Annotated in this window: 25 protein-coding genes; 13 read left to right on the top strand and 12 right to left on the bottom strand. The window is 72.7% G+C overall.

The window, feature by feature from the left end; translation table 11 throughout:
- Positions 1–29: 29 nt before the first annotated feature.
- The 3 genes from K3N28_RS09320 to K3N28_RS09310 are packed head-to-tail and all read left to right on the top strand — an operon-like array spanning position 30 to position 2,140.
- Positions 30–995 (top strand): hypothetical protein, encoded by a 966-nt coding sequence (locus tag K3N28_RS09320; protein ID WP_228092222.1) that lies wholly within the window; start codon positions 30–32, stop codon positions 993–995.
- Positions 996–1,007: 12 nt separating this feature from the next.
- Entirely contained in the window at positions 1,008–1,640 is a 633-nt protein-coding gene (locus K3N28_RS09315) for a maleylpyruvate isomerase N-terminal domain-containing protein (protein ID WP_228092221.1), read from the top strand.
- Positions 1,641–1,696: 56 nt separating this feature from the next.
- Positions 1,697–2,140, top strand: a complete 444-nt coding sequence (locus tag K3N28_RS09310) for a hypothetical protein (RefSeq protein ID WP_228092220.1) — start codon at positions 1,697–1,699, stop codon at positions 2,138–2,140.
- Here K3N28_RS09310 and K3N28_RS09305 read toward each other — a convergent pair.
- From K3N28_RS09305 to K3N28_RS09295, 3 genes are read right to left on the bottom strand one after another with little or no spacing between them, the layout of a single operon-like run.
- Positions 2,137–2,628, bottom strand: coding sequence for a methylated-DNA--[protein]-cysteine S-methyltransferase (locus tag K3N28_RS09305; protein WP_228092219.1), 492 nt, complete (start codon positions 2,626–2,628; stop codon positions 2,137–2,139). The two genes, K3N28_RS09310 and K3N28_RS09305, sit on opposite strands and share 4 nt — an antisense overlap.
- Positions 2,628–4,136 carry a DNA-3-methyladenine glycosylase 2 family protein gene (locus tag K3N28_RS09300; RefSeq protein ID WP_228092218.1) on the bottom strand — a complete coding sequence of 503 codons (1,509 nt, stop codon included), beginning with the start codon at positions 4,134–4,136 and terminating at the stop codon, positions 2,628–2,630. Before K3N28_RS09300 ends, K3N28_RS09305 begins: the two co-directional genes overlap by 1 nt.
- A gap of 49 nt (positions 4,137–4,185) precedes the next feature.
- On the bottom strand, positions 4,186–5,169 hold the full coding sequence (locus tag K3N28_RS09295; protein WP_228092217.1) for a tyrosine-type recombinase/integrase: 984 nt from the start codon (positions 5,167–5,169) through the stop codon (positions 4,186–4,188).
- A 104-nt stretch (positions 5,170–5,273) separates the two neighbouring features.
- Here K3N28_RS09295 and K3N28_RS09290 point away from each other — a divergent pair, with 104 nt between their 5' ends.
- Positions 5,274–5,693, top strand: coding sequence for a secondary thiamine-phosphate synthase enzyme YjbQ (locus K3N28_RS09290; RefSeq protein ID WP_228092216.1), 420 nt, complete (start codon positions 5,274–5,276; stop codon positions 5,691–5,693).
- A gap of 27 nt (positions 5,694–5,720) precedes the next feature.
- Here the strand turns inward: K3N28_RS09290 and K3N28_RS09285 are convergent, their stop codons facing one another.
- Positions 5,721–6,686, bottom strand: coding sequence for an aldo/keto reductase (locus K3N28_RS09285; protein ID WP_228092215.1), 966 nt, complete (start codon positions 6,684–6,686; stop codon positions 5,721–5,723).
- Between the two features lie 103 nt (positions 6,687–6,789).
- On the opposite strand from K3N28_RS09285, the gene K3N28_RS09280 reads away from it, so the two are divergent.
- Positions 6,790–7,170 (top strand): MerR family transcriptional regulator, encoded by a 381-nt coding sequence (locus tag K3N28_RS09280; protein ID WP_228092214.1) that lies wholly within the window; start codon positions 6,790–6,792, stop codon positions 7,168–7,170.
- A gap of 200 nt (positions 7,171–7,370) precedes the next feature.
- Here the strand turns inward: K3N28_RS09280 and K3N28_RS09275 are convergent, their stop codons facing one another.
- Both K3N28_RS09275 and K3N28_RS09270 read right to left on the bottom strand, forming a co-directional pair.
- Complete coding sequence (locus K3N28_RS09275) at positions 7,371–7,871, bottom strand: tetratricopeptide repeat protein (RefSeq protein WP_228092213.1); 501 nt, start codon at positions 7,869–7,871, stop codon at positions 7,371–7,373.
- A 22-nt stretch (positions 7,872–7,893) separates the two neighbouring features.
- Positions 7,894–8,175, bottom strand: coding sequence for a hypothetical protein (locus K3N28_RS09270; protein ID WP_228092212.1), 282 nt, complete (start codon positions 8,173–8,175; stop codon positions 7,894–7,896).
- Between the two features lie 37 nt (positions 8,176–8,212).
- On the opposite strand from K3N28_RS09270, the gene K3N28_RS09265 reads away from it, so the two are divergent.
- On the top strand, positions 8,213–8,887 hold the full coding sequence (locus K3N28_RS09265) for a maleylpyruvate isomerase N-terminal domain-containing protein (RefSeq protein ID WP_228092211.1): 675 nt from the start codon (positions 8,213–8,215) through the stop codon (positions 8,885–8,887).
- Positions 8,888–8,900: 13 nt separating this feature from the next.
- On the opposite strand, the gene K3N28_RS09260 is transcribed toward K3N28_RS09265, so the two are convergent.
- Entirely contained in the window at positions 8,901–9,602 is a 702-nt protein-coding gene (locus K3N28_RS09260) for an HNH endonuclease family protein (RefSeq protein ID WP_228092210.1), read from the bottom strand.
- Between the two features lie 117 nt (positions 9,603–9,719).
- Between K3N28_RS09260 and K3N28_RS09255 the strand changes: the two genes are divergently transcribed.
- From K3N28_RS09255 to K3N28_RS09245, 3 genes are all read left to right on the top strand, one after another.
- Positions 9,720–10,256, top strand: coding sequence for an AAA family ATPase (locus K3N28_RS09255; protein ID WP_228092209.1), 537 nt, complete (start codon positions 9,720–9,722; stop codon positions 10,254–10,256).
- Positions 10,257–10,320: 64 nt separating this feature from the next.
- On the top strand, positions 10,321–11,466 hold the full coding sequence (locus K3N28_RS09250) for a sialidase family protein (protein ID WP_228092208.1): 1,146 nt from the start codon (positions 10,321–10,323) through the stop codon (positions 11,464–11,466).
- Positions 11,466–11,753 (top strand): MoaD/ThiS family protein, encoded by a 288-nt coding sequence (locus K3N28_RS09245; RefSeq protein ID WP_228092207.1) that lies wholly within the window; start codon positions 11,466–11,468, stop codon positions 11,751–11,753. Before K3N28_RS09250 ends, K3N28_RS09245 begins: the two co-directional genes overlap by 1 nt.
- 55 nt (positions 11,754–11,808) lie before the next feature.
- Here K3N28_RS09245 and K3N28_RS09240 read toward each other — a convergent pair whose 3' ends face one another.
- Positions 11,809–12,357 (bottom strand): FKBP-type peptidyl-prolyl cis-trans isomerase, encoded by a 549-nt coding sequence (locus tag K3N28_RS09240; protein ID WP_228092206.1) that lies wholly within the window; start codon positions 12,355–12,357, stop codon positions 11,809–11,811.
- Between the two features lie 103 nt (positions 12,358–12,460).
- Here K3N28_RS09240 and K3N28_RS09235 point away from each other — a divergent pair, with 103 nt between their 5' ends.
- Both K3N28_RS09235 and K3N28_RS09230 read left to right on the top strand, forming a co-directional pair.
- A complete protein-coding gene (locus K3N28_RS09235; protein ID WP_228092205.1) occupies positions 12,461–13,057 on the top strand; it encodes a rhomboid family intramembrane serine protease in 597 nt (198 codons plus the stop codon).
- Positions 13,054–13,257, top strand: a complete 204-nt coding sequence (locus K3N28_RS09230; protein WP_228092204.1) for a hypothetical protein — start codon at positions 13,054–13,056, stop codon at positions 13,255–13,257. Before K3N28_RS09235 ends, K3N28_RS09230 begins: the two co-directional genes overlap by 4 nt.
- A gap of 144 nt (positions 13,258–13,401) precedes the next feature.
- On the opposite strand, the gene K3N28_RS09225 is transcribed toward K3N28_RS09230, so the two are convergent.
- A complete protein-coding gene (locus tag K3N28_RS09225) occupies positions 13,402–13,806 on the bottom strand; it encodes a VOC family protein (protein WP_228092203.1) in 405 nt (134 codons plus the stop codon).
- A 399-nt stretch (positions 13,807–14,205) separates the two neighbouring features.
- Here K3N28_RS09225 and K3N28_RS09220 point away from each other — a divergent pair, with 399 nt between their 5' ends.
- Positions 14,206–15,303 (top strand): hypothetical protein, encoded by a 1,098-nt coding sequence (locus tag K3N28_RS09220; RefSeq protein WP_228092202.1) that lies wholly within the window; start codon positions 14,206–14,208, stop codon positions 15,301–15,303.
- Between the two features lie 103 nt (positions 15,304–15,406).
- Here K3N28_RS09220 and K3N28_RS09215 read toward each other — a convergent pair whose 3' ends face one another.
- Entirely contained in the window at positions 15,407–15,991 is a 585-nt protein-coding gene (locus K3N28_RS09215) for a DinB family protein (protein ID WP_228092201.1), read from the bottom strand.
- Positions 15,992–16,020: 29 nt separating this feature from the next.
- Positions 16,021–16,320, bottom strand: coding sequence for a putative quinol monooxygenase (locus K3N28_RS09210; RefSeq protein WP_228092200.1), 300 nt, complete (start codon positions 16,318–16,320; stop codon positions 16,021–16,023).
- A 62-nt stretch (positions 16,321–16,382) separates the two neighbouring features.
- Here K3N28_RS09210 and K3N28_RS09205 point away from each other — a divergent pair, with 62 nt between their 5' ends.
- On the top strand, positions 16,383–17,135 hold the full coding sequence (locus K3N28_RS09205) for a cyclopropane-fatty-acyl-phospholipid synthase family protein (protein WP_228092199.1): 753 nt from the start codon (positions 16,383–16,385) through the stop codon (positions 17,133–17,135).
- Positions 17,136–17,186: 51 nt separating this feature from the next.
- On the opposite strand, the gene K3N28_RS09200 is transcribed toward K3N28_RS09205, so the two are convergent.
- Entirely contained in the window at positions 17,187–17,555 is a 369-nt protein-coding gene (locus K3N28_RS09200) for a DUF4180 domain-containing protein (RefSeq protein ID WP_228092198.1), read from the bottom strand.
- Between the last annotated feature and the right edge of the window lie 47 nt (positions 17,556–17,602).

Raw genomic sequence — 17,602 nt, 5'->3', positions numbered from 1 at the left:
ACCCGCCCGGAAAGCCAGGCCGACCACCCGTGCGCACCAAGATCCTCCCCGCCGTACTCCTCATCGCACTCATCGCGTTCCTGCCCGCCCCCGCGGCGGCCGAACCCGACGAGGAGACCCTCGAAGCCGACCTCGCCGCGGCCATCGACGCCGTCGCCGACGCCGAAGAGGCGGTCGAGGCCGCCAACGGCCGCGCCGCCGAACTGGAGACCGAGATCGCCGAGACCCAGGCGCGGTTCGACGAGCTCAAGACCGCCCTCAACGACTACGCGGTCTACCTCCACACCGAAGGCGACCTGCAGACCACCAACGCGCTCCTCTCCTCCGAGAACGGCGACGACCTCATCGACGCGATGACCTACAGCGGGTTCCTCGGCAACGAACGGGCCGCGCTCCTGGCCGACGCCGGCGTCATCCTCGAAGAGCTCGAAGCGCAGCGCGCCGCCCACGCCGCCGAAGTCGAGGCCGCCGAGACCGCGCTCGCCGCCGCCGAGGAAGCCGCCGACGACCTCGAAGAGCAGCTCGAGGAACTGCGCGCCGAAGTGGCGGCCGGGCCCGGCTCCGACGGCGGCGCGATCGCCCCGGAGTCCTACGGCAGCGCCGGCGGCGAAGGCTGCACCGAGGACGACCCCACCACCTCCGGGTGCCTCACCCCCCGCACCCTGCACATGTACAACGAGACCATCGAGGCCGGCTTCGACCGCTACGTGTCCTGCTACCGCTCCGGCGGCGGCGGCGAGCACCCCAAGGGCCGCGCCTGCGACTGGGCGGCCTTCTCCTCGGGGTTCGAGAACAGCGACGCCTCCGGCGACGACAAGGCCTACGGCGACCGCCTCGCCGCCTGGTACGTCAACCACGCCGACACCCTCGGGGTCGAATACGTCATCTGGTACCGCCAGTTCTGGTCCCCCTCCAGCGGATGGCGGTCCTACTCCGGCGCCGGCGGCGACCCCGCCTCCGACCACACCAACCACGTCCACGTGAGCATGCGCTAGGAGCCCCCGACCGTGATCCGCACCTGTTACATCGCCGCCGCCCGCACCGGCCTCGACCTGCTCGCCCACGAGGCCGTCGGCGCCTCCTGGGACCGGCCCTCCGCCCTCGAGGGCTTCACCGTCGGCGGCCTGGCGGCCCACCTCGCCCAGCAGGTCACCTCCGTCGCCGCCGCCCTCGACGCCGACCACACCGGCAAGGAACGGATCGGCCTGTACGAGCACTACGCCCGGGCCGCCTGGGTCGGGGCCGACATCGACAACGACTACAACACCGGCATCCGCTCCGGCGGGGAGCGCGCCGCCGCAGCCGGGTACGCCGCCGTCCTCGCCGAAGCCGCCGCCGCGCTCACCGAACTCGAAGCCGCCCTGCCCGGACGCTCCCCGGGCCTCGTGTCCGGCAACCCGCGCTGGCCGTATGCGGTGACGCTCGGCGACTTCCTGCGCACCCGCATCATGGAGCTGGTCGTCCACGCCGACGACCTCGCCGTGTCCGTCGGGGTCGACACTCCCGTGTTCGACCAGGACTCGTTCGCAGTCGCCGCCGGCATTCTCGCTCGTCTCGCGGCGGACCGCCACGGGCAGGCCGCGCTCGTGCGGGCCCTGGCCCGGTCCGAGCGGGCCCCCGCGACCGTCAGCGGCCTGTAACACCGCTCCGGCGTATACGAACCGGGCACGCGTCCGGCTCGGGTAGGGTCGCGGCCATGGTCTCCCCGCCGACCCCCACAGGCCGCCGCGCCCTGGTCGCCGCCGCCTGGCTCACGACCGTCCTCGCCGGACTCATCGGCGCGGTCGGGGCCGTCGCCTGGGCCCTGGAGGGCGGGCCGCAGCCCAGCGCCGCGAGCGTCAGCGAAGCGACCCGCCTGGACCTGCCCGAGGGCACCGCGGTCCTCGAAGCCGACCTGGCCCAGATGCAGTCGCCCAACCCCGGCGACCGCGCCGAGATCACCCTCGACGTCCCCGCCGACGCCTTCGACGACTTCCTCACCGCCAACGCCATGGACACCCCGCTCCTGGCCGGGACGACCCCCGCCGGCACCGCCTCGGGGGTCATCCCGGCCGGATGCACCGCCGAGGCCTGCTACGCCGCCAGCATCGTCATCGACGAGGACACCGTCACCGTCCGCCTCACCGTCACCCTGCTCTAGAGGAACAGCGCCGGTTCGCCGCGCTCCAGCGACAGCAGCCGCTCCTTGCGCCACAGGCCGCCCGCGTAGCCGGTGAGCCTCCCGTTCGCGCCGATCACCCGATGGCAGGGGACCACGATCGCGATCGGATTGCGCCCGTTGGCCAACCCCACCGCCCGCACGGCCTTGCGGTCCCCGATCCGCTCCGCCACCTCCAGGTAGGAGCACGTCTCGCCGTAGGGGATCTTGGCCAGCTCGGCCCACACCCGCCGCTGGAACGCCGTCCCCACCGGCGCCAACGGCAGATCGAACTCCTTCAGGTCACCGGCGAAGTACGCGCTCAACTGGTCGACCGCGGCCTCCAGCACCGGCGTGGGCTCCTCGGGCCCCCACGTCTCCTCGACCTCCTCCACGCCCATGTGGACATAGGTCAGGCCCTCGTCGACGGCCGCGACCGCCAGCCGCCCCAGCGGGGACTCCATCGTCAGATGCCGCGCACTCGAATGCATCACACACTCACCTTCTCGTCGTTCACCGGTACGTCCTGCGGGACGTTGTTCGTCGGATGCTCACTGGAGGCCCACAAGTACTGCACCGCGTACGCCCGCCACGGCCGCCACGCCTGCGAGCGCGCCTCCAGCGCCCGCCCCGCCCCCAGGTCCAGGCGCGCCGCGCCCTTGAGGACCCCCAGGTCCTTCACCGGGAACGCGTCCGGGTCGCCCAGGGCCCGCATCGCGATCATCTCGATCGTCCACGGCCCCACCCCCGGCACGGCGGCGAGGGCCTCGCGGGCCCGGCCCCAGTCCGCGCCCGGCCCGACGTCGACCGCGCCCTCGGCGAGCGCCCGGGCGAGCGCGACCAGCGTGGCCTTGCGCCTGCCGGGCATCGGCAGATGCGCCGGGTCGGCCTCGGCGAGGGCCTCCGGCGAGGGGAACAGCCGCGTCAGGCCCCCGTCGGGGTCCTCCACGGGTTCGCCGTAGCGTTCGGCCAGCCGCGCGGCCACCGTCGCCGCCGAGGCGGTGGCGATCTGCTGGCCGATCACGGCCCGGATCGCGTACTCGGGGCCGTCGGCCTTGCGCGGGACCCGCCGGCCCGGGGTCTTGGCCACCAGCGGCGCCAGCACCGGGTCGGCGGCGAGGGCCTCCATGGGGGCGTGCGGGTCGGCGTCCAGGTCGAGGGCGCGGCGGCAGCGGGCGACCGCGGCGGTCACGTCCCGCAGGTCCGCCACCCGCAGGCGGCACTCCACATAGCCCGGGCCCGGCCGCAGCGCGGCGGTGCCGGGGCCGTGGGGCAGGCGCAGGGTCCGCCGGTAGGCGCCCTCGCGCCACTCCTCCACGCCGGGGGCGCCGGCGGCGGCGAGGTGCCCGAACAGGTTCGAGGGCTCGAACGGCTCCCGGTAGGCCAGGCGCAGGGTGATCGCCCCGCCCCCCGCCGGGACGCCTTTGGCCTTGGTGCGCAGTTCGGTGGGGGAGCAGGCGAAGACCTCGGCGACGACGCGGTTGAACGCGCGGATCGAGGCGAACCCGGCCGCGAACGCGACCTGTCCCATCGGCAGGTCGGTCGACTCGATCAAGGTGCGGGCGCACTGCGCGCGCTGGGCGCGGGCCAGCGCCGCGGGGCCGGCGCCGACTTCGGCGATCAGAAGCCGCTCCAGCTGCCGCAGCGAGTACCCCAGGCGGCGGGCGAGCCCGGCGGCGCCTTCGCGGTCGACGACGCCTTCGCCGATGAGCCGCATGGCGCGGGCGCACACGTCCGAGCGCCAGTCCCAGGCCGGGGAGCCGGGGGAGGCGTCGGGGCGGCAGCGCTTGCAGGCCCGGTACCCGGCCTCCTGCGCCGCGGCCGCCGAGGGGTAGAACCGCTGGTGCTCCCGTTTGGGTTTCACCGCCGGGCACGAGGGCCGGCAGTAGATGCGGGTCGAGGTGACGGCCAGGAACACCCAGCCGTCGAACCTGGCGTCCCGCCCGGCGACGGCGGCCTGGAGCCGCTCCTGGTCGCCGATGATCGCGTGGAAGTCCATGCCCTAAGCATGGCCCCCGCCCCCGACAACGGCTAGCCAGAAATCGACATCACGATTCGGGCAGCTGCAGGCGGTCGACCGCCTCGCGCGAGCGCCGCGCCGGGCGCCGGTCGTAGCGGGCCGTCGTCGCCGGGGACGCGTGCCCGACCAGGGACTGGGTGATGGCCAGGTCCACGCCCGCGTCGAGGAGCTCGCCGATGAAGGTGCGGCGGAAGTCGTGCGGGGTGTGGCGGCGCTGGCCCGCCTCGACCAGGCGCTTGGTGAGCAGGTCGGCGATGGCCTGGCCGGTCATGCCCGCGAGCCGGTTCCCGGACTTGCGGAGCTTCCCGGCCTTGTTGATCGGGCAGAACAGGGCCCCGGGGGTGAGGCCGCGGACCTTCGTCCACCGCTCCAGGCGGGCCTGGGCGGCCTCGGTGACGTAGACGGCGCGTTCCTTGTTGCCCTTGCCGACGATGCGGATGGACCGCTCGGCCGGGTCGTAGTCGGCCAGGCGCATCGAGGCGATCTCGCTGCGGCGGCAGCCGGTGGAGTACAGGGTCGCCAGGACCGCGGCGTCGCGGGCCCCGGCGGGGCCGGGGTCGGCGTCGCACGCGTACAGGGCCGCGCCGAGGGCCTCGGCGTCGACCTGCTGCCCCACCGGCAGCCGCGTGGCCTTGACCGGCTGCAGGTCGCACGCCCGCTGGTAGTCCTCGGCGGCCATCAGGTCGAGCCGCCAGGCTTCCTTGAGGACCCGCCGCAGGGCCGCGAGGTGCTTGTTGACGTAGGCGCCCGACCAGCCCGCGTCGATCATCGCCGCCCGCAGCCGCGAGGTGTGCTCGTAGCGCAGCAGATGCCACGGCTGGCCCTCGCCGGTGGTCTCGGGGTCGCCCGAGAGCAGCTGCGCGATCCGGTCGAGGCACCCGCGCATCGTCCGCCGCGACTCGGCCGACCCCAGCGAGTCCAGATAGGCCCGGTAGGGGTCGGCGTTCGGGGAGGCGACCACTGTGCGGTCGCTCCAGTCGAGGCCCGGGATCGCCGGGAGTGCACCGTCCAACGCTTCACCCTCCAACACGCTCGTGTACGTGCGCCCCACGATAATCGACGCGCCCGACGGCGACCGGCGCACGCGGGCGCGGGCGGCATGGCAGGATCGCGGGTATGAGCTCGGCGTTCCACACCCACACCTTCGCCGTCCATACCGGGCGCCGCGAGGCCGTCAAGGACCTGACCGGCGAGTGCGAGCGGTTCCTGGGGTCCATCGGCGCCCGCGAGGGCCTGCTCAACGTGTTCGTCCCGCACGCCACGGCCGGGATCGCCGTGATCGAGACCGGCGCGGGCTCGGACGAGGACCTCCTCGACGCCCTCGGCGACCTTCTGCCGCGCACCGACCGGTGGCGTCACCAGCACGGTTCGACCGGGCACGGGCGCGACCACGTCCTGCCGGCGCTGATCGCCCCGCACGCCACCCTCCCGGTCGTCGCCGGCCGCATCGCCCTGGGCACGTGGCAGTCGGTGCTCCTGGTCGACACCAACCGCGACAACCCCGACCGGACGGTCCGCCTCAGCTTCCTGGGCTGAACCGCCCGGTCGGGGCTCCGTCGCCGCTCAGGCGGCGTCGGTCAGGCGCTGCCACTGCTCGGCGTCGAGCTTCAGGTCGAGCCCGGCGGCGACCTCTTCGAGCTGCGCCACCGACGACACCCCGACCAGGGGGACGACCGGCGCCGCTTGCCCGGCCAGCCACGCCAGCACCACCTGGTTGCGGGTCGCCCCCGTCTGGGCGGCCACCGCGTCCAGGGCCTGGAGCCGCGCGTCGGTGCCCGGGTGCGCGTAGTGCGCGCCGAGGGGCTTGGCCGGGTTCGTGTACGCCCCGCTCAGCAGCGAGGAGTACGCCAGCAGAGCCATGCCCGGGGTCTGGTCGACATAGTCCAGGTCCGTCGCCGCGGCGTGGACGTGCCCGCCCTCGGGCAGGACCGTGTCGGGGCGCGGCTGCAGGTACGAGTACCGGTTCTGCATCGCCGTGTACGCCGCCGCGCCCGTGGCGGCGGCGATCGCGCGGGCCCGCTCGACCCGCCACGCCGTGTAGTTCGACGCCCCGACCATGCGCGCCTTCCCCGCCCGCACCACCGCGTCGAACCCGGCCACCGTCGTCTCCAGTGGCGTGTCCCGGTCGTCGCGGTGCGCCCAGAACAGGTCCACCCGGTCGGTGCCCAGGCGCTGCAGCGACTCCTCCAGCCCCGCCTCGATGCGTTCGGGCGTCAACGGCTCGGAATGCTCCAGGCCGCCGCCGGGGAACGACGGGCGCCGCCCCACCTTCGTGGCGATGACCAGGTCGTCGCGGTTGCCGCGCGAGGCCAGCCAGCGCCCCAGCAGCAGCTCCGACTCGTCGCCGGTGCCGCCGGGGATCCAGAACATGTAGCAGTTGGCGGTGTCGATGAACGTGCCGCCCAGTTCGACGAACCGGTCCAGGATCGCGAAGCTCGTCGCCTCGTCCTGCACCCCGCCCAGGGCCATCGCCCCCAGGCACAGCCGCGACACCTCGATGCCGTCCGGTCCCATTGCGATCCGTTCCATCACGGGTCTCCTCTCGTCGTGATCCGATGGGACCGACGCTAGGACTTGGAGTGGACTCCAACGCAAACCCGCTGGCAGGAACGGTGAGGTATCCTCGTCTCTCGTGGCAGTCAACGTCTCTCCCGCATCGACCTACACGATCGGCGAATGCGCGCGCCGCTCCGGATTCACCATGGACACCCTGCGCTACTACGAGCGGATCGGCCTCATCGACGCCGTCGAGCGCACCGCCACCGGGCAGCGCCGCTTCACCGACGACCACCTCGAATGGCTCGGCACCCTCAAATGCCTGCGCGACACCGGCATGCCCGTGGAGCAGATGTGCCGCTTCGCGCACCTGGTCCGCGAAGGCGACCACACCATCGACGACCGCATCGCGCTCCTGGAGGCCCACCGGGTCGCCGTCGACGAGCGCATGGCCGACCTCGCCGCCAAACGCGACTACATCTCCGGGAAGATTGCGTACTACCGCGACGTGCGCTGAAAAGACGCCGGCCGGGCCCTCGTCCAGACCGCCTGCGACCGGGCCGCCGACGCCTGACGCGCCCGACTGGCCGCGACGAAACGACCCGCCTCGCGACCCGCACCGGACCGGACCCCGCGCACCCGCCGACCCGGGTGCCGTCACCGGGGACCGCGAGAAACCGGAGGCACCGACCACGGCAGCCGGACCCGCCTGCGGCGCTAAGGGAGCGGGTCGAGACCGACCAGGCCGCGGGCGTAGTTCACCGTGGACCGCTGATACCGGGGCAGATGCGGCGCCAGCGCGATCAGCGCCACCGACAGGCCCTCGCGGTCGCGGCCGAGCTTCGCGAGCGTCAGCGCCTCGCACATCGCCAGCGCGTCGTCGTACTCGTCCGACCCGCGCGTCCGCTCCTCCTCGATGACCTTGAGCGCCTCCTCGGGACGCCCGGTCTCGCGCAGGGACGAGGCCATCTGGATCGACACGCGCCGCCGCCGCACCCCGCTCAACCCGGCCGCGATCGCCCGCTCGTAGTAGCCCACGGCGATCTCGGTGTACCCGGTCGAATCGTGCGCGCCGCCGACCTCGAACAGCGCCACCGGATCGTCGGGACCGCGCTCGGCGGCCAGGTCCCGCATCGCGGCGACGAACGCGTCCCGGTCCATCGCGTCGAGCCGCTCCCACAGCGCCGCCACGCGCGCTTCCCAATCTTCAATACTCATGCCAGGCAACTTACGCGAGCGCTCACCGGGCCAGGCCGTCGGCCAGCGCCCCGAGGCCGCCCAGCAGCTCCAGGCGCTCATCGGCGTCCAGGACCGCACCGCCCGGCTCGTCGCACCGGTCCGTGTCGGCCTCGATCGCCGCCCGCTCGGGCCCCTCGGGGAGGGCCCTGATCCGGTCGACCGTGAGTCCCGCCGCGCGCCACGCCGCCCGATGCGCGTCCGCCCGGTGGCGGCGCCGACCGTCGAGGCGCACGGCCACGTGGATCCGGTCGATCACGGGGCGGACCACAGCGGCGAACGCCACCGGCGTCTCCTCGCATCAGTGCCATAGGCTCCGGTCCATGATGGCAGCCGTCCTCGAAGCGTTCAACGCCGAATCCGAACGACTCGCGACCGTCCTGGCCGGACTCGGCCCCGACGACTGGGCCGCGCCGACACGGTGCGAACCGTGGGACGCCGCCGCACTGACCGCCCACATCACCATGGCCGTCGGCCGCCTCGACACCATGCTGGACGCCCCCGAACCCGAGACCGCCACGGTGGACGCGGCCGGGTACTACCGACCCGACGAGCGCTTCTCACCCGCGGAGAACGACGCCCGGCTCGACTCGGCCGCCCTGGCCGCCCGCACCGGAGGCGCCGCCGTCGCCGCCGACTTCACGGCCACCTGGCGGCGCGTCGCCACCCGCTGCGCCGCCGCACCCACCGGCCGCCGCGTGACCACCCGCCACGGCGACCCCATGACCCTCGCCGACTTCCTCACCACCCGCGTGGTCGAAGTCGCCGTCCACGGCATCGACCTCGCCGACGCCCTCGACCGGCCCCGCTGGACCACCCCCGAAGCCGCCGACCGCCTCACCGCGCTCCTCCTCGGACCCGAACACCGCACCGCCCTAGCGGACCTCGGCATGGACGCGGTGGCGTTCCTCGCGAAGGCCACGGGCCGGGGCGCGTTCACCGCCGCCGAACGCGCCCGAGCAGAGGCGCACGGCCTCAGGTGGCTGACACTCGGCTGACCCGGCTCCCCGGTCAGCACCTCGCGGCGTAGTCCAGCAGCGCCGCCCGCTCGGCCTCGTCGACGCTCAGGTCCCATTCGGTCTTGACCTCGACCCACGCCCACACATAAGCGCACCAGACCGTCTCGTCCTCGGGCATCCACTCCGCCGGGTCCTTGTCGGACTTCGACCGGTTCGAGGAGGCGGTCACCGCGATCAAGTGCCAGGCGTTCTCCTGCCAGTTCGCGTACGCCTGCCGGTCCTCGGTCGTCCAGTCCACCGCCCCGGAGCCCCAGGCTTCCTTGAGCGGCACGAAATGGTCGATGTCGATGTCACCGGAGTCGGTCACCGTCTCGGCGTCGTACATCGAGACCCACTCCCCGGTCATGGCGCCGTCGCAGTCGGCCTCCGTCAGGTTCCCGGACCGGTCCTGGGCGATCAAGACGTCGTCGCGGGCATCGCAGCCGTTGCCGTCGTCATCCCTCCAATGCGGGAACAGCGACCGGTCATAGCCCTCGTCGCGTTCCTCGGCGACCGCGAGCGCCTCGATGTCCGCCGTCAACGCGGCCGGGTCGACGGCGACGGTGAACGGGGCGGTCTCGCTGAACTCCCCGGAGGCCTGCGGCCCGCTCCCGGGCGCGACACCGGAAGTGGCCTCGTCGACCAGGCCGGACATGTCCTCACAGGCGGCCAACAGCACGAGGGGGAGCACGAGGGCGAGACGGGAGGCGCGCATGAGGCATCGTCCTAACGGGACACGAGTCTGGCAGGAGGCGCAGCACCGCGCCCGAATGTTCGCAACGTAACACGAACCAAGCCCGAGCGACACCGCCGGTCCTGCTAGATTCCCACGATGATCGTATGGCTCAACGGCGCCTTCGGCGCCGGCAAGACCACGACCGCACGCCTCCTCGAAGACGCCCTCCCCGCCCGGCTGTTCGACGCCGAGCACATCGGCTTCCTGCTGCGCCCCATCATCGGCGACATCCCCCACCAGGACTTCAAGGAATGGCCCCCCTGGCGCGCCCTCACCGTCGAGACCGCCCGCCACCTCCTCGACTTCGTCGGCGGCACCCTCGTCATCCCGCAATCGGTCCTCCAACACCACTACTGGACCGAACTCATGGACGGCTTCGCCCGACACGACATCCCCGTGCACGCGTTCACCCTCCACGCCGACCGCGACGCCTTCCACACCCGCGTCGAAGCCGACACCGACGAACCCGCCGCCCGACAATGGCGCCTCGACCACCGCGACGCCTACGAACGGGCACTGGGGGAGTGGATGAGCACCGAGACCACCGTCATCGACACCACCCACCGCACCCCCGACCAGACCGCCGCCCACATCACGGCCGCCCTGAACAGCGCAAACCACGAAACGACCTGAAAACGTCACACCCGGGCGCGACGATGGGAACCGACAGCCACCACGACCGGCAAAGGAGCCCGCCATGGCCTACCTCGTCCTCATCGGCACCCGCAAAGGCCTCTTCACCGCCCGCAGCGACGACCGCGCCCACTGGAGCGTCGACGGCCCCGTCAAACTCGACGACGACGGCTTCACCGCCGTCGCCGAGATCTACGCCGCCGCCTGCGACCCCGCCACCGGCCGCGTCCTCATCGGCGCCGACACCTTCTTCGGACCCAGCATCTGGCACTCCGACGACCACGCCGCCACCTGGTCCGAACCCCAGAACACCCCCATGGCCTTCCCGCAGGACCTCCCGTACCGGCCCCTCGACTTCTCCGAGACCGCCGGCATCGACCAACCCGACTCCGACAAGACCAACACCGTCAAACGCATCTGGCAACTCGCCTTCGGCCCCGGCGACCGCGTCTGGGCCGGCGTCGAACCCACCAGCCTGTGGACCTCCGACGACGGCGGCCAGACCTTCACGTTCAACCAGGCCCTCTGGGACCACCCCCAGCACACCACCTGGGCCTCCGGCGCCGGCGGCCCCGCCGTCCACACCATCGTCCCCGACCCCACCGACCCCGACACCCTCACCGTCGCCATCTCCTCGGGCGGGATCTACCAGACCCACGACGACGGCAAGACCTGGACCGGCATCACCCAAGGCATCACCGTCGACTACGGCCCCGACGAAGCCCCCGAATCCGGCCAATGCATCCACAAGGTCACCCGCGACGCCGCCGGCACCCTCTTCACCCAAAGCCACGGCCCCGCCTACCGCGCCACCCGACCCGACGGCGGCTGGACGAACATCTCCGCGACCCTGCCCTCCAACTTCGGATTCGCCATCGTCGCCCACCCCACCCGACCGGGCACCGTCATGGCCTGGCCCGTCGGCGAATCCATGGACCGCACCCCGCCCGACCACCGCATCGGCGCCTGGCGCACCACCGACAACGGCGAGACCTGGACCCCCTGGGGCACCGGCCTCCCCGAAGAGCCCTACTACGGCACCGTCATGCGCGACGGCGCCTGCACCGACGCCGCCGCCGACGACCCCGGCTGGTACTTCGGCACCCGCTGCGGCGACGTCTGGACCGCCGACGACAGCACAGGGGAGTGGCGCCTCATCGCCGCCCACCTCCCCGACGTCCTCTGCGTCAGAGCCATGGAGACCCCCTGATGGGCGCCATCGACGTCAAACTCCCCGCCGCGCTCGCCTCCGAATGCGGCGGGGCCCGCCACCTCACCGTCGACCTCCCGCCCGGAGCCACCCTCGCCGACGTCCTCGACCAGATCGACGCCCGCCACCCCCGCCTGGGCAGGCGACTGCGCGACGAAGCCGGCCACCTGCGCCGCTACGTCAACATCTACATCGGCGACGACGAAAGCCGCCGACTCCAAGGCCTCGCCACCCCCGTCGACGGCCACGACCTCCAGATCCTGCCCTCCATCGCCGGAGGCGCCTGACACCACGACGGAGGGGCGCCGCGCCCGAAAGCGCGACGCCCCTCCGCAAACCCCGCTACGACTGGCCGTTGATCGACACCACGTCGACCACGAACACCAGCGTCTCATTCGGCCCGATCACACCGCCGGCACCCCGCGCGCCGTACCCGAGCTCCGGCGGGATCACGATCAACCGGCGGTCGCCCACCTGCGACCCGATCAGACCGTCGTTCCAGCCCTGGATCACCGGCGCCGCACCCAACGGCGACACCTCGAACGGCTGCGCCCCGCGGTTCCACGACGCGTCGAACTCCTTGCCGTCCGACCAGTTGAACCCCGCGTACTGCACCGCGACCGCGTCCCCGGCCTTCGCCTCAGCACCCGCACCCTCGACCACGTCATACGTGAACAACCCCGCGGGCGCCGCCACGTCCGGCACCGTCACCACCGGCTTCGCACCCGTGTCCTCGGACACCGACACCTCGACGCCCTCACTGATCTGCACCATCTCGTCCGCATCCCCTTCATCGGCGGCGCCGTCCGCGCCGCAACCGGCCAGCAGCCCCGCGCTCACACACGCGGCGGCCACCGACAAACAAAATCGACTCACCAGACTAGGTGCCACCAGGGGAACCTACCATCCGGACCCCGAACCCGCCGCGCTCGCCCGAGTCGCCGAACCCGACTACCCTGTCACCACAAGGACCCCGCCCCGCACAAGGAGCCGCATGACCGCCCCCGCCGCCGCCCCGCGACCGATGCACCCCCTCCGCCGCGCCCTCACCCTCTGGGGCGCCGTCATCGCCCTCATGTGGCTCGTCCTCATCACCGACTGGATCCTCCCCGCCCACCTCACCCACTTCGGCATCACCCCGCGCACCCTCGAAGGCCTCCTGCCCGGCCTCATCGCCGCGCCCTTCCTCCACGCCGGCGCCGGCCACCTCGTCTCCAACATGGTCCCGCTCGCCGTCATGGGCACCGTCGCCGCGCTCCGCGACTGGGGCGGCATGTGGGCCGCCCTCACCACCGCGCTCATCGCCTCCGGCCTGGGCGTCTGGCTGCTCTCACCGGCCGGATCGGTCACCGTCGGCGCCTCCGGCATCGCCTTCGGCCTCTTCGGCTACCTCCTGGCCCGCGGCATCTTCATGCGCCGCATCGGCGACATCCTCATCGGCGTCCTCCTCGTCCTCGTCTACGGCTCCATGATCTGGGGCATCTTCCCGACCCAGCCCCACATCTCCTGGCAGGCCCACCTGTTCGGCTTCATCGGCGGCGCGGCCGCCGCCTTCGCCACCGCGAAGGCCCGCCGCAGCGCGACCGCATGAGCGCCCCCGCGGGCTTCGCCTACACCGAGCGCGCCGACGGCACCGTCCGCACCGTCCACCGCGGCCGCGCGGCCGCCACCCTCCGCGGCGCCCGCGCCGCCAAGTTCCTCGACGAGGCCGCCCACGGCGACCCGCAGCAGGCCTGCGCCCGCTGGACCGGCGCCTACAAGTTCGGCAACGAACGCACCGCCCGCGACTAGCGCCGGTGACCGGACGCGGGGGAGCAGCCCGAGACCTCGCGCCGTGCGATCGCGCTGATATTCCCGCAAGCGACGGTGGGCGGGGCCCAGGCCTCACCCACCGTCGGCATCGCCGTCACGGCTCGGGAGCTCGGCGGTCATCGCTCACGTGCCGTTGATGTTCACCATCCACACGATGCCGAACCGGTCGACGAAGGAGCCGTACTCGTCGCCCCACACCTGCTGCTCCAGCGGCATCGTCACCTCGCCGCCGTCGCTCAGACCGTCCCAGTACGCGCGCAGATGGTTGGCGTCGTCGCCGCTGAGGCTGATCGCGATGTTCTGACCGGGCCGGTGCACGGTGCCCGGCGGCGTGTCCGAGGCCATGAGCGTGTAGCCCACATCGGTCGTGAGCTGCGCATGCATCACCTTCTCGGCGCCCTCGCCCTCGATACCGGACTCGCCGAAGGTGTTGACGACCAACTCGCCGCCGAGCACACCGTGGTAGAACTCCATCGCCTCCTGTGCGTTGCCGTCGAACGCGATATAGGGGTTGAGCTTCGAACCCATCGCGGGCTCCCTTCATCGTGCGGACTGTTGCGATCCGCCGCCGTCCTGGCGGCGACTACCGACCCGAGTACCCGAACTCGGGAAGGCGGCACCGGCCTCGTCCGAGCTTCTCGGCCGACCCGCGGTGCCCGCCCTCGGGCTCGCCGCGTTCCCGGCGCCCGCGAGCGCCCAGCCCGCGACTCACCCGCCGCGTCCGCGGCCGCTCAGCGGCTCGATCGCGTCAATAGGGCCACCGACCCGCCGAACCCGGCCCGGATCCGCGCTTGCCCCTCTCAGGGCCCAACACATCATTACTTGCGGGAACGGCACTTCTCGTGAGTTATGTTGCTGGGCGGGACACACTTGTTTTTCCATTATTTAAATATTAAAAACGGAAATAAATAATGGTAGGTTGTGGGTATGACGCAACCAGAGACGATCACCGGCCCGACGACGAAGAACCCCGGCAAGGGCGTGACGCTGTGCAAGCGCTGCGGCACGCCGATCCCGCAGCAGCCCGGACGCGGACGCCCGCGCCTGTACTGCGCCGACGGCGACTGCGCCGCCCAGGCCAAACGCCAGCGCGAGCTGCGCCGGGCCACGCCGGGCCTCGAAGGCGCGCTGGCGCGGGCCGAGGAGCTGTACGAGCAGATCGAGCAGTCCATGACCTCGGCGCTGGCGCCGCTCGCCGAGGCGCTGCGGGCCGAGACCGACCCGGCCGAAGTGGAGTCGCGTCTGGCGGAGGTGCGGTCCGACGCGGCGGCGTCGGTGGCCGCGGCCAGGGCCGAGCGGGACGAGGTCGCCGCCCGGGCCGAGTCGCTGCGTGAGGAGCTGGCGGCCGCGCGCACCGAGGCCGAGCGCGTGGCCGAGGCGTTGGAGGCGGCTGAGGCGCGGGCGAAGGAGGCGGTCGCGGCCCGGCTGGAGGCGGTGCGTACGGCTGAGGCGGCCCGGGAGGACGCGGCCGCAGCGCAGCGCATGGCCGCTGAAGCGGCCGACGCGAAGGAGGCGGCTGAGGCGGCGGCGGCGCGGCAGCGCGCGGTCGCCGAGCAGGCGGTGGCGGAGCGGGACGCGGCGGTGGTGACGCGTGAGGAGGCCGAGCAGGCGGCGGCTGCGGCGCGCGGTGAGGCCGAGGCGGCCCGGGTGCGGGCCGATCAGGTGGCGGCCGAGGCCGCCGAGGCGCTGCGGGCCGGCGAGGCGGCGTTGGAGCGGGCCGAGTCGCGGACGCTCGCGGTCATGGGCGAGCGGGACGCCGAGCGGTCCCGGGTGGAGTCGTTGGTGGCCGAGCTGGCGGTGGCGCGTCGCGACGCCGAGCAGGCGGGCGCGCAGGCGGCCTCGCAGGCGGCGGCGTTGGCGCAGGCGCAGGCCGAGTTGGCGGGTGCGGTCGCCGAGCAGCGGGTGTCGGCGTCGCGGTTGGAGGCGGCCGAGGCGGCCGGTGCCGAGGGTCGTGCGGCGCTGGAGTCGTGGCGCGAGCGGGCGATGGCGGCCGAGGCGCGGTTGGAGGGGCTGCAGCGGCCGTAGGGCTCCTGCTCCCCCGCGTTGGTGCGCGTGTGTTGTCCGTTTCGGTGATCGAGGGCCTCGGCGGGTGTCGCCGGGGCCCTCGGTGTGTGGTGTCCCCGGGGTCTTAGATGCCGGCGGCTTCGCGGGCGGCTTGTTCGACGCGGTCGCGGAAGGCGGTGCGCGAGGGCTGGTCGCTGTGGGCCATGTTGTCGTTGCCTTGGCGCAGGCCGACGGCGCCGTCGATGCCTTCGCGGGTGATGTCGGCGTGTCCGGCGTGGCGGTGGGTCTCGGCGATCATGTGGGCGATGATCTGCCCGAGGGTGACGGTGGCGCGTTCGGTGGGCCACCACGGGACGGTGCCGGTCGCGTCGAGGTCGAGGTCGCGGATGGTGGCGTCGGCGTGTTCCCAGACCTGCCGGTAGAGGCCGGTGATGTAGTCGCGGGACTGGTCGGGTGCGGCCCACATGTCGGCGTTGGAGTCGTCGGCGTCGTCGACCCAGGGCATGGGTTCGGGGAAGGGCCGGGCGAAGACGTCGCCGAAGTAGCCGGCTTCGTTGCTGGCGAGGTGTTTGACCAGGCCGAGGAGGTTGGTGCCGGTGGGGGTGAGGGGCCGGCGGACGTCGTACTCCCCCAGGCCTTCGAGTTTCCACAGGACGGCGTCGCGGCCTGCTTGGAGGTAGCGGTGGAGGTGGGTCTTGAGGTCGGTCATGGGGGCGAGTGTGCCATCGGGGTGGGACATCAGAGGCTGATGGGGGTGGATTCGAAGACTTGGATCTCGGCGGGGCGGGCGCGGTAGGCGTCGAGGGCGGCGTCGGCGGCGGCGTGGTGGGGGGCGTCGAGGTGGGCTTGGAGGGCGTCCCTGTCGGTCCATTGCTCGACGCAGACGAACGCGTCGGGGTCGTCGATGCTCTGCCAGAACTCGTAGCGGAGGCAGCCGGGGTCGTGGGCGCGGGTGGCGGCTTGGAGGGCGCGCAGGCCTTGGAGGTAGGCGTCGCGGTGTCGGGGCTGGGCGTAGACGTATGCGTGGACGGTGATCACGGGGCTCAGGGTAGCGGTAATCGGCTTGCCGCCGCTGGTCGGCGGCATTAGAGTCGCGGGCGATGACTGATCATGATGCGCCGAGGCGTTTCGGCTTCCTGGACTGCAACTCCCCCATCGCCTCGTGGCGGTTCGAGCGGCAGGTGGGCGAATGCGCCGCCGGCGAGCCGGGCGTCATCGTGGACATCGGCTGCGGATGGGGCGAACTGCTGCAGCGCGTCGTCGCCCGGGTGCCGGGCGCGAAGGGGTACGGGATCGATGCGGACCTCGAGCTGCTCGAACGCGGCCGTGCCGGCGCGGCCGAACGCGGGATCGCCGACCGGGTCGAGTTCGTGGAGTACCAGGGCCGGGACTGGGAGACGCCGGCGGACTTGGTGATCTGTATCGGTGCGGTGCACGCTTTCGGGACGGGCGCGGACGCGATCCGGGCGTTGTACCGGCTCGTCAAGCCCGGTGGGCGGCTGTTGCTGGGCGATGGGATCTGGAATCGGGTGCCCGCGGAGGCGGAGTTGGCGTCGATGTGGCCGGGGACGACGGCCGAGGACTTCCTGCTGCTGCCGGATCTGGTGGACGTGGCCGTGGCGACGGGGTTCCGTCCGCTGCGGGTGGAGTCGGTGGAGCAGTCGGAGTGGGACGACTTCGAGTCGCAGTACTTGGCGGACAAGGAGGTCTGGTTGCAGGCGCATCCGGATCATCCGAAGGCGCGGGAGGTCCGCGAGGCCGCCGATCAGCACCGCGACTGGTGGCTGCGCGGGCACCGCGGCGTGCTCGGGTTCGCGTACTTGACGTTGGGGCGCCCGGTGGCCTCGGTGTGACGGCGTGTGCGGTGGGCCCCGGACCCGGGTGGGTTCGGGGCCCGCCGTGTGTCAGCGGCGTCCCGGCAGGGAGGCGGCGAAGGCGTCGAGGTCGGGTGTGAAGCGCAGGTGGCGGCCGCGGTTGGACTCGTAGACGAACGCGGTCAGGGCGGAGCTGGTGTCGGTGTGGGCGCTCAGGTCGCCGATGACGGCGAAGCCGGTGCGGTAGTTGACGAACTTCTGGGCCCACTCCCCCAGCATGCGGGTGGCGAGGTCGAACATGGCCGGATCGAGGCGTGCGGCGGGGACGGCGATCCAGTCGGCGTGCTGGGCGGCGCCGAGGAGGTCCAGGACCGTCTGGGGGTCGGGGTCCAGGACGGGTCCTTCGGTGTCGACGACGTAGACGGTGGTGCCGTCGAGGTCGGTGAGCGTGCCGTTCACGCGGGTCCCCTTTCTCGTGGGATCGGGACAGTCTGGCAGGACTCGGT

The organism is Glycomyces sp. TRM65418 (genome assembly GCF_019710475.1).
Classification (GTDB): Bacteria; Actinomycetota; Actinomycetes; order Mycobacteriales; family Micromonosporaceae; genus Glycomyces.
The sequence above is the reverse complement of the archived record's forward strand: the minus strand, read 5'-3'. Positions and strand labels throughout refer to the sequence as shown.

Bases quoted from the DNA above. Each gene is read 5' to 3' on its own strand.
- K3N28_RS09310 (WP_228092220.1), top strand. From the start codon at position 1,697: ATGGTCTCCCCGCCGACCCCCACAGGCCGCCGCGCCCTGGTCGCCGCC.
- K3N28_RS09305 (WP_228092219.1), bottom strand. From the start codon at position 2,628: ATGCATTCGAGTGCGCGGCATCTGACGATGGAGTCCCCGCTGGGGCGG.
- K3N28_RS09300 (WP_228092218.1), bottom strand. From the start codon at position 4,136: ATGGACTTCCACGCGATCATCGGCGACCAGGAGCGGCTCCAGGCCGCC.
- K3N28_RS09290 (WP_228092216.1), top strand. From the start codon at position 5,274: ATGAGCTCGGCGTTCCACACCCACACCTTCGCCGTCCATACCGGGCGC.
- K3N28_RS09285 (WP_228092215.1), bottom strand. From the start codon at position 6,686: ATGGAACGGATCGCAATGGGACCGGACGGCATCGAGGTGTCGCGGCTG.
- K3N28_RS09275 (WP_228092213.1), bottom strand. From the start codon at position 7,871: ATGAGTATTGAAGATTGGGAAGCGCGCGTGGCGGCGCTGTGGGAGCGG.
- K3N28_RS09265 (WP_228092211.1), top strand. From the start codon at position 8,213: ATGATGGCAGCCGTCCTCGAAGCGTTCAACGCCGAATCCGAACGACTC.
- K3N28_RS09260 (WP_228092210.1), bottom strand. From the start codon at position 9,602: ATGCGCGCCTCCCGTCTCGCCCTCGTGCTCCCCCTCGTGCTGTTGGCC.
- K3N28_RS09255 (WP_228092209.1), top strand. From the start codon at position 9,720: ATGATCGTATGGCTCAACGGCGCCTTCGGCGCCGGCAAGACCACGACC.
- K3N28_RS09250 (WP_228092208.1), top strand. From the start codon at position 10,321: ATGGCCTACCTCGTCCTCATCGGCACCCGCAAAGGCCTCTTCACCGCC.
- K3N28_RS09245 (WP_228092207.1), top strand. From the start codon at position 11,466: ATGGGCGCCATCGACGTCAAACTCCCCGCCGCGCTCGCCTCCGAATGC.
- K3N28_RS09235 (WP_228092205.1), top strand. From the start codon at position 12,461: ATGACCGCCCCCGCCGCCGCCCCGCGACCGATGCACCCCCTCCGCCGC.
- K3N28_RS09230 (WP_228092204.1), top strand. From the start codon at position 13,054: ATGAGCGCCCCCGCGGGCTTCGCCTACACCGAGCGCGCCGACGGCACC.
- K3N28_RS09225 (WP_228092203.1), bottom strand. From the start codon at position 13,806: ATGGGTTCGAAGCTCAACCCCTATATCGCGTTCGACGGCAACGCACAG.
- K3N28_RS09220 (WP_228092202.1), top strand. From the start codon at position 14,206: ATGACGCAACCAGAGACGATCACCGGCCCGACGACGAAGAACCCCGGC.
- K3N28_RS09215 (WP_228092201.1), bottom strand. From the start codon at position 15,991: ATGACCGACCTCAAGACCCACCTCCACCGCTACCTCCAAGCAGGCCGC.
- K3N28_RS09205 (WP_228092199.1), top strand. From the start codon at position 16,383: ATGACTGATCATGATGCGCCGAGGCGTTTCGGCTTCCTGGACTGCAAC.